This is a genomic window from Kluyvera sichuanensis, from assembly GCF_014218705.1.
GTDB lineage: Bacteria > Pseudomonadota > Gammaproteobacteria > Enterobacterales > Enterobacteriaceae > Kluyvera > Kluyvera sichuanensis.
The window spans coordinates 20,902-33,205 of sequence record NZ_JABBJF010000043.1 but is presented as its reverse complement, the minus strand read 5'-3'; the positions used below and the strand labels follow the sequence as shown (position 1 = coordinate 33,205).

Here is a 12,304-nt window from a genome sequence, read left to right as displayed (position 1 = left end):
CAGTCCAGGGCATAGCGAGTCTCCTCTTCTATGCCTGTTATAACTGTTACCCATGTATCCGGTCTAAAGTGTTACCTATGTTCCCGGTTTGTACCTTCACTCGCCCGGGCTACTTTTCACATGTAGCCCGGGCGAGCGCAGCGACCCCGGGAATTCTTGCTATCAGATAAGCTCCAGCGCCAGCAGCTCTTCAATCGTCTGACGACGACGAATCAACCGCGCCACGCCGTTATCAAACAGCACTTCCGGCAGCAGCGGACGACTGTTGTAGTTCGATGACATCGACGCGCCATACGCGCCGGTATCGTGCAGCACCAAATAATCCCCCGGTACCACCGCAGGCAACAGGCGCGTTTCAACTTTACCGCCCTCCTGCTGGGTAAAGACGTCACCTGATTCACACAGCGGCCCGGCCACGACGGTCTCAATTTGCGGCACAGCATCCAGCGCGCGGCCATCGCCCGCCAGCGCGGAAATATGGTGATAGCTGCCGTACATCGCTGGGCGCATCAGATCGTTAAAGCCCGCATCGATCAGCACAAAGTGACGGCTACCCATCTCCTTCACGCTACGCACCTGCGCCACCAGCACGCCGGATTCCGCCACCAGGAAACGGCCCGGCTCCAGCTCTAGCTTCACCGGATGGCCCAGGTGTTTCGCAATCTGCTCACGCGCGGCGTTCCATAAACCGAAATAGTGATCGGTATCGATCGCCTCTTCCCCTTCACGGTATGGGATAGATAAGCCACCGCCCGCGGAGATCGCCTCAAGATCCTGACCAAATTCAATCACCTGGTGCACCATCGCGCCGCACACCTGCTCCAGATGGCCGTAGTCCACGCCGGAACCAATGTGCATGTGAATGCCCACCAGCTTCAGCTGATGACGCTGGATCACCTCAAGCGCCGCCGGGAGGTCGCTATACCAGATCCCGTGCTTGCTGTTTTCACCGCCGGTATTCGTTTTCTGGCTGTGGCCGTGACCAAAGCCTGGGTTGACGCGCAGCCACACGCGGTGCCCAGGAGAAACCCGGCCAAGCTGCTCCAGCATATCGATAGAGCCGGCGTTGACCGGAATGTGCAGTTCGCGCACGCGGGCCAGCGTGGCCTCATCAAGGGTATCGGCGGTAAAGACGATATCGTCCTTACCCGCTTCGTAACCGGCAACCAGCGCACGTTCGATTTCACCTAAAGAAACAGAGTCCACTTTTACGCCCTGCTCGCGCATCAGGCACAGAATATGGATATTCGAGCACGCCTTCTGGGCAAAACGCACCACGTCAAACTGATGCAGTTTGGCAATCTGCGCGCGGATAATCTGCGCATCATACACCCACACCGGACAGCCAAATTCAGCAGGCAGGCGCAGCAGGTTGTCAGCAGTGAGGTCGGTTTCAGTATTATTGAGCGGGCGTGGCATGGGCGGACTCCGGTAATCATCTTTTTTATGATTACGCCACAGCGCGAACCGAATAAAAAATATCGTTTTATCGCGAGTCTATGCAAAAATGATATGGAATACGTAGCCTGAGGGTCGCCCATGCCAGCCGTTAACCTGCGCCATATCGAAATTTTTCACGCCATCATGACGGCAGGTAACCTGACGGAAGCCGCCCGCCTGCTGCACACCTCACAGCCCACGGTCAGCCGCGAACTGGCGCGCTTCGAGCAGGTGCTGGGGCTCAAGCTGTTTGAGCGCAGCCGCGGTCGTCTGCATCCTACCGTTCAGGGGCTGCGGCTGTTTGAAGAGGTACAACGCTCCTGGTACGGGCTGGATAGGATCGTCAGCGCTGCGGAAAGCCTGCGCGAGTTCCGCCAGGGCGAGCTGTCGATTGTCTGCCTGCCGGTCTTTTCCCAATCCTTTTTGCCGCCGCTGCTGCAGCCGTTTCTGACCCGCTACCCGCAGGTGAATATTCAGATCGTGCCGCAGGAGTCACCGCTGCTGGAAGAGTGGCTGTCGGCGCAGCGCCATGATTTGGGCATTACCGAGACGCTGCATACGCCAGCAGGCACCGAGCGTATGCCGCTGCTGACGCTAAACGAAGTGTGCGTGCTACCGCAGGATCACCCACTGGCGGAAAAAGCGGTGCTGACGCCCGCTGATTTTCAGGGTGAGAACTATATCAGCCTGTCGCGCACCGACAGCTATCGCCAGCTGCTGGACACGCTGTTTAATGAACAGCAGGTGAAGAGAAGAATGGTGGTGGAGACGCACAGCGCCGCTTCCATTTGCGCGATGGTCAGAGCAGGCGTCGGCATTTCGGTGGTCAACCCGCTGACCGCACTCGACTACGCCAACAGCGGCGTGGCCATTCGACGCTTTAGCATCGATGTGCCGTTTACCGTCAGCCTGGTTCGTCCGATACACCGCCCCCGCTCCGCGCTGGTCGAAGCCTTTATGGCCCACCTGCAACAGAGCCTGTCGCAGATAACGACGCCGCTGGAGGCGGTGCTGAGCGAGCGTTAAGAGAGCATAAATTCAACCGCATCCGCTGCATGAATCGCCGCGGTATCAAACACCGGCAGCGGGCTCAGCGCTGTCGGCACCAGCAGGCCAATCTCCGTACAGCCGAAAATCACCCCTTCTGCCCCCTGACGCGCCAGGGTTTCAATCACGCTGAGATAATAGTCGCGCGAGGTGTCGCTGAACTCGCCCAGGCACAGCTCATCGAAAATAATCTGGTTAATCTTCTGGCGTTCATCCTGCTCAGGAATCAGCGTGTTAATGCCAAATTCCTGCTGTAAGCGCCCGCGATAGAAATCCTGCTCCATGGTATAGCGCGTGCCGAGCAGCGCCACGTTGGTCATCTTCTGCTGGCTGATAGCGCGGCCGGTCGCATCGGCGATGTGCAGGAACGGCACGTCACAGGCGGTTTCGATAGCCTCAGCAACTTTATGCATGGTGTTGGTACACAGCACGATACCTTCGGCTCCCGCCTGCTGAAGACCTACCGCCGCCTGGGCCAGAATATCGCCCGCTTTCTGCCAGTCACCCTGAGACTGACAAAGCTCAATCTCGTGGAAATCCACGCTGTGCAGCAGGATCTGCGCCGAATGCAGGCCGCCCAGTCGTTGCTTTACCCCTTCATTAATCAGGCGATAGTAAGGAATAGTGGATTCCCAGCTCATGCCGCCCAGAAGACCGATCGTTTTCATGCCGTTTACCTTGTTTGGTGTCGTACTGCTAGTGAACCAAAGTTGTGATCAACTTTCCACATCTGCGGCGATAGATTTCTTTTTGATCGTTTCTGAGATAAATTTAATGAAACAACGTTTCAACATACCAACAGGACCGCCTGATGTTTATTTTTCATAAAGAAACCACCCTTGAAGATCTGGGCAATGGCGTAACCCGCCGCATTCTCGCGCACGATGGCAAAATGATGGCCGTTGAGGTGAACTTCGAGCAGGGCGCCATCGGCCCGATGCACAACCACCCGCACGAGCAGTTAACCTACGTGCTGTCCGGCGAATTCGAATTCACCATCGGTGATGAAAAGCACGTCGTTGCCGCAGGCGACACGCTGTATAAGCAGCCGAACATCATGCACGGCTGCGTGTGCCTGAAAGCGGGTACGCTGCTGGATACCTTTACGCCGATGCGCCAGGATTTCCTTAAAGCCTGATATCGTATAAAAACAGCCGGGTGTCGTTTCACGATCCCCGGCTGTTTTTTTATTACTATATTCGTCCTGGCCCTGCTTGTTTACGCGTTAAATATTCGTTATTTCCGACGAAACCTATCACGTCTAATCATTATCCGCATACCGACAAACGGTATTCATTACCTTGCTCAACTTCATATTTATTGCTGCGGCACGCTATTTCCTGCACCGCTAAAAATTAGTGGGTTAATCATTTGAACGATCAACTATATCGTTTTTTTTAGGCCGTCAACTTCCATACCAGATCTCCCTGAAAGCGCTGTAATACCTGCAAAAACGCCATCGCCATCACTTTAATGAAACATCGTTTCGACTTCGATCACACTTTCACGATTAATCGAATGACGCAGAAACAAATCGCAATAAAATAAATTTAAAACGGCGTTTTATAAAAAAGCCCTCACAAAGAGCAAGATTTTAAAACGCCAACGAACCAGACAATGGATAGCGAAAAAAGATTTTGAATTACATTTACTTACAGGGAAAGGCTGAATGACCGATAACAAGCTAACACTTTAAACACCCAGGCGCCAACAGGCGCGGGGGATGTAACAGACACCCAATCCGTTTGACACACTTGTTCGCCAGGTAGGTATGTATGAATGAAAACAGAATGTTGGGATTGGCCTGGATTTCACCCTATATCATTGGGTTGATAATCTTCACGGCCTTCCCGTTCGTTTCATCTTTCTTCCTCAGTTTTACTGAGTATGACTTGATGAGTCCGCCGGTATTTAACGGCATTGAGAACTATCGCTACATGTTTACAGAAGATGCCCTCTTCTGGAAATCCATGGGCGTCACGTTCGCCTACGTATTTTTAACTATCCCATTAAAGCTCGCTTTTGCTTTAGGGATTGCGTTTGTTCTGAACTTTAAATTACGCGGTATCGGCTTCTTCCGTACGGCTTACTATATTCCGTCTATCCTCGGTAGCTCCGTGGCTATCGCCGTATTGTGGCGCGCACTCTTCGCCATCGACGGCCTGCTGAATAGCTTTATCGGCGTGCTGGGCTTCGATCCGGTTAACTGGCTGGGCGAACCGTCACTGGCGCTGATGTCCGTTACCCTGCTGCGCGTATGGCAGTTCGGTTCCGCGATGGTTATCTTCCTGGCCGCACTGCAAAACGTACCGCAGTCCCAGTATGAAGCCGCGATGATCGATGGCGCATCCAAATGGCAGATGTTCATGAAAGTGACCGTGCCGCTGATTACGCCGGTTATCTTCTTCAACTTTATCATGCAGACCACCCAGGCATTCCAGGAGTTTACCGGCCCGTACGTGATTACCGGCGGCGGCCCAACCTACTCGACGTATCTGTTCTCGCTGTACATCTACGACACGGCGTTCAAGTACTTCGATATGGGTTATGGCGCCGCGCTGGCATGGGTTCTGTTCCTGGTGGTTGCTGTCTTCGCAGGCATCGCCTTTAAGTCTTCAAAATACTGGGTGTTCTACTCCGCCGATAAGGGAGGCAAAAATGGCTGATATCCAACAAATCTCCGACGCAAGAACCATCGCAGAGCGTGAGGTTGCCCGCACCCTTCGTCGCGAGAAGATCAACGCCTGGATCCGTTACGTCATCCTGTTGATCGTCGGTCTGTTAATGCTTTACCCGCTGGCCTGGATGTTCTCGGCGTCGTTCAAACCGAACCACGAGATCTTCACCACGCTGAGCCTGTGGCCAGCACACGCCACCTGGGATGGCTTTATTAACGGCTGGAAAACCGGCACCGAGTACACCTTCGGTCATTACATGCTGAACACGTTCAAGTATGTGATTCCTAAGGTCATTCTGACCATTATCTCTTCCACCATCGTGGCGTACGGCTTTGCTCGCTTCGAGATTCCATGGAAGAAATTCTGGTTCGCTACGCTCATCACCACCATGCTGCTGCCGAGCACCGTACTGCTGATTCCTCAGTACCTGATGTTCCGCGAAATGGGCATGCTGAACAGCTACATGCCGCTGTACCTGCCGCTGGCCTTCGCCACGCAAGGGTTCTTCGTCTTCATGCTGATTCAGTTCCTGCGCGGCGTACCGCGTGACATGGAAGAAGCGGCGCAGATTGACGGCTGTAACTCCATCCAGGTGTTGTGGTACGTGGTAGTACCGATTCTGAAGCCAGCGATTATCTCCGTCGCACTGTTCCAGTTCATGTGGTCCATGAACGACTTTATCGGCCCGCTGATCTACGTCTATAGCGTTGATAAGTATCCGATTGCACTGGCACTTAAAATGTCCATCGACGTGACCGAAGGCGCGCCGTGGAACGAAATTCTGGCAATGGCGAGCATCTCCATTCTGCCATCTATCATTGTGTTCTTCCTGGCGCAGCGCTACTTCGTACAGGGCGTTACCAGCAGCGGAATTAAAGGTTAAGAGGGATATATCATGGCTGAAGTTATTTTCAACAAACTGGAAAAAGTGTACTCCAACGGCTTCAAAGCGGTACATGGTATCGACCTGAAAATCGCTGAAGGTGAGTTCATGGTGATTGTCGGTCCATCCGGCTGCGCCAAGTCCACCACCCTGCGTATGCTGGCAGGACTTGAAACCATCAGCGGCGGCGAAGTCCGTATCGGCGAGAAAATTGTTAACAACCTCGCGCCAAAAGAGCGTGGGATTGCGATGGTGTTCCAGAACTATGCGCTTTATCCGCACATGACCGTGCGTGAAAACCTGGCCTTCGGTCTGAAGCTGAGCAAGCTGCCGAAAGCGCAGATTGACGCACAGGTTAACGAAGCGGCGAAAATCCTCGAACTGGAAGAGCTGCTGGACCGTCTGCCGCGCCAGCTCTCCGGCGGTCAGGCGCAGCGTGTGGCCGTAGGCCGTGCGATTGTGAAAAAGCCAGACGTGTTCCTGTTCGATGAACCGCTGTCTAACCTGGATGCCAAGCTGCGTGCGTCGATGCGTATCCGTATTTCCGACCTGCACAAGCAGCTGAAGAAATCCGGCAAGCCTGCGACCACCGTCTACGTGACCCACGATCAGACCGAAGCGATGACCATGGGCGACCGCATCTGCGTGATGAAGCTGGGTCACATCATGCAGGTAGACACCCCGGACAACCTGTACCACAAGCCGAAAAACATGTTCGTCGCCGGCTTTATCGGCGCACCGGAAATGAACATCCGCTCCTGCAAGCTGGTGAATAAAGAAGGCACCCTGAACCTGGCGATTGGCGATGAGTTCATGGCGCTCAGCGAAGGGCTGAACCAGAAACTGGCCGGTCACGACAATGAAGAAGTGTTCTACGGTATCCGTCCTGAATTCGTCTCGCTGTCCGACGAGCCGTTTGCTGAAGGTGGCTGCAGCGGTGAAATGGTTCGCGTGGAAAATATGGGCCATGAGTTCTTCGTTTACCTGAAAGTGGCGAACTACGAGCTGACGGCACGAATCCCTTCAGATGAAGCTAAACCAATGATTGATAAGGGGCTTCATCGTAAGGTGTACTTCAAGTTTGATATGAATAAATGCCATATCTTTGATGCTAAAACTGAACAGAACCTCTCCCTATAATCTGGAGTATTAAAATGAAAAAAGTGCTTTTAAGCGCAGCAATCTCCGCCACTCTGGGTCTGACCGCCCTTCCTTCGATGGCAAAGGATGTTGACCTTCGTATGTCCTGGTGGGGCGGCAACGGCCGTCACCAGGTAACTCTGAAGGCGCTGGAAGAGTTCCACAAGCAAAACCCGGACATTAACGTGAAGGCCGAGTACACCGGTTGGGACGGTCACTTATCCCGCCTGACCACTCAGATTGCTGGCGGCACTGAACCGGACGTGATGCAGACTAACTGGAACTGGCTGCCGATCTTCTCGAAAAACGGCGACGGCTTCTACGATCTGAACAAAATGAAGGACGTGATCGACTTAAGCCAGTTCGATGCCAAAGAGCTGCAGTCCACCACCGTGAACGGCAAGCTGAACGGGATCCCAATCTCCGTTACCGCTCGCGTGTTCTACTTCAACGATGAGACCTGGAAACAGGCAGGCGTAGCCTACCCGAAAACCTGGGACGATCTGCTGGCGGCGGGTAAAACCTTCGAAAGCAAGCTGGGCAAACAGTACTTCCCGGTGGTTCTGGAGCACCAGGATACCCTGGCGCTGCTGAACTCCTATATGACGCAGAAGTACAACATTCCGGCCATCAACACGGACACCAAGAAGTTCTCCTACTCCAAAGAGCAGTGGGTTGAGTTCTTCCAGATGTACAAAAAGCTGGTCGACAGCCACGTGATGCCTGATACCAAGTACTACGCGTCCTTTGGTAAGAGCAACATGTATGAAATGAAGCCGTGGATCCAGGGCGAATGGGGCGGTACTTACATGTGGAACTCCACCATTAACAAGTACTCCGATAACCTGAAGCCACCAGCGAAGCTGGAGCTGGGTAGCTATCCAATGCTGCCGGGCGCTACCGACGCGGGTCTGTTCTTCAAACCAGCACAGATGCTCTCCATCGGCAAATCCACCAAGAACCCGGAAGCCGCTGCGAAAGTCATCAACTTCCTGCTGAACAGCAAAGAAGGTGTCGATACCTTAGGTCTGGAACGTGGCGTGCCGCTGAGCAAAGTCGCGGTGAAATACCTGACCGAAGACGGCATCCTGAAAGAGAGCGATCCTTCCGTTGCGGGCCTGCGTCTGGCGCAGTCTCTGCCAGCGAAGCTGAGCGTCTCTCCTTACTTTGACGATCCGCAGATCGTTGCCCAGTTCGGCACCACGCTGCAGTACATCGACTATGGCCAGAAATCCGTAGAAGAAGCGGCAGCGGACTTCCAGCGCCAGGGCGAGCGTATTCTGAAACGCGCCATGCGCTAATCGCGATTTAGCTATCAATACCCTGCAACTTCCGGTTGCGGGGTATTTTTTTATTCAAGGAGAAAGCACATGAAAGGCAAAATCATCCCGCTGAATTTCCGTACGCAGAAAGACAGCGAAACCGGTCACGAGGTGATCCGGATGACGCCACCGCACATTATTTGCCATCGAAACTACTTCTACCAAAAATGCTTTACCCGCGACGGCGGCAAGCTGATTTTTGGCGGCGCATTCGAGGGGCACTGGAACTACTATTTACTGGATATTGCCGCTCAGCAGGCGACCCAGCTTACCGACGGCGCGGGGGATAACACCTTCGGCGGCTTCCTGTCTGACGACGATCAATCCTTATGGTACGTGAAAGACACGCGCCAGCTGAGACGCCTGGATCTCTCGACGTTGGAAGAGTACGTGGTCTACGAAGTGGACGATGAGTGGGTTGCCTACGGCACGTGGGTCGCAAACTCAGACTGCACGAAGCTCGTCGGCATCGAAATTAAAAAAAGCGACTGGCAGCCGTTAACCGACTGGTCGAAGTTCCGCGCCTACTACTTTACCAACCCGGAATGCCGTCTGATTAACATCGACCTGAAAACCGGAGAACAGCGGACCATCCTGCAGGAAAAACGCTGGCTCGGGCACCCTATCTACCGCCCGTTTGACGATAAGACCGTGGCGTTTTGTCACGAAGGCCCGCGTGACGCCATCGACGCGCGCATGTGGCTGGTCAATGAAGACGGCAGCAACGTTCGCTGCGTGCGTCAGCATCAAAAAGGGGAAAGTTTTACCCACGAATTCTGGGTGCCGGACGGCTCCGCGCTTTACTACGTGGCGCACCAGGAGAACAGCCCGCACCGTTATCTCTACAGCGCCGACCCGCAGACGCTGGAAAATCGCCAGCTGATGGCGATCCCGCCCTGCTCGCACCTGATGAGTAACCATGACGGTTCCCTGGTGGTTGGTGACGGTGCGCCGCATAACACCGGCGACATCAGCCTGAACGATCCGTTTATCTGGGTATTCAATTTGAAAACCGGGGAGAAGACGGCGATTTGCCAGCATAACAGCAGTTGGAAGGTACTGGACGGCGACCGTCAGGTCACCCATCCGCATCCGTCGTTTTCGCCGGACGGTGAGTGGGTGCTGTATACCTCGGACGCTGAGGGAATGCCGGCATTGTATTTAGCGAAGGTGTAGAACGGAGCTTGCCCGGCGGCGCAGCGCCGCCGGGTTCCTGATTAGACGCCGATATCCCGCAATTTCTCGCCTTTCATCAGCTTACGTTCAATGTGCTCCAGCGTAACCCCCTTGGTTTCCGGAATCAGCCAGAAGGTCACGCCGATAAAGGCCACGTTCAGCACGGTATAGAGCCAGAACGTCCCCGCCGCGCCGATGGAATCCAGCAGCGTCAGGAAGGTTGCGCCGATAATCATGTTCGACACCCAGTTGGTGGTGGTAGAACAGGTGATACCGAAGTCGCGGCATTTCAGCGGCTGAATTTCAGAGCAGAGGATCCACACTACCGGTGCCGCGCTCATCGCATAGCCCGCAATGCACATCATGGTCATACCGACGGAGAGCCAGGAGAGCCCGCTGCTCGCGGTGCCATTATCAAACTGCATCAGGCAGTAGCCCAGCACCAGCGTACCGATAGCCATCACCGTAAAGCCAATTTTCAGCGCCGGTTTACGTCCGGCTTTATCGACGGTAAACACCGCAATAAAGGTGGCGAACATAAAGGTTAAACCGACCACCAGGGTGGCAATCATCTGCTGCTCGGTCGTAGTGAACCCCGCCATTTTGAAGATGCGCGGCGCGTAGTACATGATGATGTTCATGCCGGTAAACTGCTGCATCGCCTGCAGCAGCATGCCGAGGAACACCGCGCGGCGCACGTTGCGATTCACCTTAAACAGCGCCCAACCGCCCTGCTTCAGCTTCAGGCTTTCACGAATTTCATTCAGCTCGTCGCGCGCTTTTTCAGACGTGTCACGCAGCATGCGCAGCACCTCTTCCGCTTCAATATGACGGCCTTTTTCCGCCAACCAGCGCGGGCTGTTCGGCAGGAACACCACCAGCACAATCAGCACCAGAGCAGGCAGCGCCAGCACGGCGAGCATCGCGCGCCAGTTGCCGCTGTAGCTAAATGCGGTGTCGGAGAGAAACGCCATCACGATACCCAGCGTCACCATCAGCTGGTACATGCTGATCATTTTGCCACGCACGTTTTCACTCGCCATTTCGGACAGATACAGCGGCGCGGTATACGAGGCGATACCCACGGCAACGCCGAGGATAACCCTGGCGACCAGCAGCATTTCGACGTTAACGGCAAAACCGGAGCCCAGTGAACCGGCCACGAACAGCACGGCGCCGACCATCAGGCTGTATTTACGGCCCAGGCGGAACGACAGCCAACCGTTGAAGAGCGCACCGATGGCGGCCCCCAGCATCATACTGCTGACCACCCACTCCTGCAGGCGGTTAGAGAGCACGAAGTGATCGGTGATAAAGGGCAGCGCCCCGGCAATCACCCCGATATCAAGACCAAAGAGCAGCCCCGCCACCGCAGCGGCAAAGGAAACAAACATATTCATGCGCCGGGTATCGCGCTGGGCGTTCGGCATTAACGTTGAATCGTTGCTGATTGAAGTCATTTTTTTCCTGCCAGACAAAGTAAGACATGGAATGAAAATACGAGATAGGCGCACCAGACCGTCAGGCCATAAACGTTATTAATATGGATGATATTGCTGCATAGGTCGGTTTTGTGATGGACATTCGACTTTCGCATGGAAGTGAAACCCGTTACATATCGTCAAAAAACCCTACAACACATGCGTTACTATTTTTTGATAGGTGAAGGTGCATGGACGATATGAATATGTGGATATGGATGATTAAAGACCCCGACGTTGCCTGTGCCATCCGTAGCCCGGCCGGGCAAAGCGACACCTGGGATCCTACAGGCATAAAAAAACCTGCCGAAGCAGGTTTTTTCACATCCAGACGCTAACTTAGCGAGCCAGCCAGCCGCCATCAACCGCTACGGTGTAGCCGTTGATGTAGTCAGACGCAGGAGAAGCCAGGAAGACGATTGGCCCCATCAGATCGCTTGGCAGACCCCAACGACCCGCCGGAATACGGTCAAGGATCGCCGCGCTACGCTCTTCGTCAGCGCGCAGCTGCTGGGTGTTGTTGGTGGCCATGTAGCCCGGTGCAATCGCGTTCACGTTGATACCGTGTTTCGCCCACTCGTTCGCCATCAGACGGGTTACGCCCATCACGCCGCTTTTAGACGCGGTGTAAGACGGCACGCGGATGCCGCCCTGGAAGGAGAGCATGGAGGCGATGTTGATGATTTTGCCGCCGTTACCCTGCGCGATGAAGTGCTTAGCCGCAGCCTGAGACATGAAGAACACGCTCTTGATGTTCAGGTTCATGACGTCATCCCAGTCTTTCTCGCTGAAGTCGATCGCGTCTTCACGACGAATCAGACCCGCGTTGTTTACCAGGATATCGATATGGCCGAATTCAGCCACCGCGCGCTCCAGCAGTTCTGGAATGCCATCGATTTTACGCAGGTCAGCGGTCAGGCTCAGGAAGCGACGGCCCAGTGCGGTAACGCGTTCGATGGTTTCGGTTGGCTCAACGATGTTGATACCAACGATGTCGCAGCCCGCTTCCGCCAGACCCAACGCCATACCTTGACCCAGACCGGTATCGCAACCAGTAACCACGGCAACTTTGCCCTGCAGAGAGAATGAATCCAAAATCATTTTATATTCCTTGTCGTTTTGCGCCTGTACCGGACA

The 12,304-nt window shown here is 54.5% G+C and carries 12 protein-coding genes; 8 read left to right on the top strand and 4 right to left on the bottom strand.

Going from position 1 to position 12,304, the window contains the following annotated elements:
• Positions 1–162: 162 nt before the first annotated feature.
• Positions 163–1,419, bottom strand: coding sequence for a diaminopimelate decarboxylase (gene lysA, locus HII27_RS25160; RefSeq protein ID WP_185670028.1), 1,257 nt, complete (start codon positions 1,417–1,419; stop codon positions 163–165).
• A gap of 120 nt (positions 1,420–1,539) precedes the next feature.
• Between lysA and HII27_RS25155 the strand changes: the two genes are divergently transcribed.
• Positions 1,540–2,466 carry a LysR family transcriptional regulator gene (locus HII27_RS25155; protein WP_185670027.1) on the top strand — a complete coding sequence of 309 codons (927 nt, stop codon included), beginning with the start codon at positions 1,540–1,542 and terminating at the stop codon, positions 2,464–2,466.
• Here HII27_RS25155 and HII27_RS25150 read toward each other — a convergent pair.
• The gene (locus tag HII27_RS25150) at positions 2,463–3,155 is read right to left on the bottom strand and encodes an aspartate/glutamate racemase (RefSeq protein WP_185670026.1); all 693 of its coding nucleotides are present in this window, start codon (positions 3,153–3,155) and stop codon (positions 2,463–2,465) included. The genes HII27_RS25155 and HII27_RS25150 overlap by 4 nt on opposite strands.
• A 143-nt stretch (positions 3,156–3,298) precedes the next feature.
• Between HII27_RS25150 and HII27_RS25145 the strand changes: the two genes are divergently transcribed.
• The 6 genes from HII27_RS25145 to HII27_RS25120 all read left to right on the top strand — a co-directional run bounded on the left by HII27_RS25145 (position 3,299) and on the right by HII27_RS25120 (position 9,686).
• Complete coding sequence (locus tag HII27_RS25145) at positions 3,299–3,625, top strand: cupin domain-containing protein (protein WP_106925892.1); 327 nt, start codon at positions 3,299–3,301, stop codon at positions 3,623–3,625.
• A 637-nt stretch (positions 3,626–4,262) separates the two neighbouring features.
• Positions 4,263–5,153, top strand: coding sequence for a carbohydrate ABC transporter permease (locus HII27_RS25140; RefSeq protein ID WP_185670025.1), 891 nt, complete (start codon positions 4,263–4,265; stop codon positions 5,151–5,153).
• Positions 5,146–6,048 (top strand): carbohydrate ABC transporter permease, encoded by a 903-nt coding sequence (locus HII27_RS25135; RefSeq protein WP_185670024.1) that lies wholly within the window; start codon positions 5,146–5,148, stop codon positions 6,046–6,048. The genes HII27_RS25140 and HII27_RS25135 overlap by 8 nt, the downstream gene beginning before the upstream one ends.
• 12 nt (positions 6,049–6,060) lie before the next feature.
• Complete coding sequence (locus HII27_RS25130) at positions 6,061–7,188, top strand: ABC transporter ATP-binding protein (RefSeq protein WP_185670023.1); 1,128 nt, start codon at positions 6,061–6,063, stop codon at positions 7,186–7,188.
• 14 nt (positions 7,189–7,202) lie between these two features.
• On the top strand, positions 7,203–8,489 hold the full coding sequence (locus HII27_RS25125) for an ABC transporter substrate-binding protein (RefSeq protein WP_185670022.1): 1,287 nt from the start codon (positions 7,203–7,205) through the stop codon (positions 8,487–8,489).
• Between the two features lie 69 nt (positions 8,490–8,558).
• Positions 8,559–9,686, top strand: a complete 1,128-nt coding sequence (locus HII27_RS25120; protein WP_185670021.1) for an oligogalacturonate lyase family protein — start codon at positions 8,559–8,561, stop codon at positions 9,684–9,686.
• A 41-nt stretch (positions 9,687–9,727) separates the two neighbouring features.
• Here HII27_RS25120 and araE read toward each other — a convergent pair whose 3' ends face one another.
• Positions 9,728–11,146, bottom strand: a complete 1,419-nt coding sequence (gene araE / locus HII27_RS25115; RefSeq protein WP_185670020.1) for an arabinose-proton symporter AraE — start codon at positions 11,144–11,146, stop codon at positions 9,728–9,730.
• A 212-nt stretch (positions 11,147–11,358) separates the two neighbouring features.
• Here araE and HII27_RS25110 point away from each other — a divergent pair, with 212 nt between their 5' ends.
• Positions 11,359–11,505 (top strand): hypothetical protein, encoded by a 147-nt coding sequence (locus HII27_RS25110; RefSeq protein ID WP_185670019.1) that lies wholly within the window; start codon positions 11,359–11,361, stop codon positions 11,503–11,505.
• Between the two features lies 1 nt (position 11,506).
• Here the strand turns inward: HII27_RS25110 and kduD are convergent, their stop codons facing one another.
• Positions 11,507–12,268, bottom strand: coding sequence for a 2-dehydro-3-deoxy-D-gluconate 5-dehydrogenase KduD (gene kduD, locus HII27_RS25105; protein ID WP_185670018.1), 762 nt, complete (start codon positions 12,266–12,268; stop codon positions 11,507–11,509).
• Between the last annotated feature and the right edge of the window lie 36 nt (positions 12,269–12,304).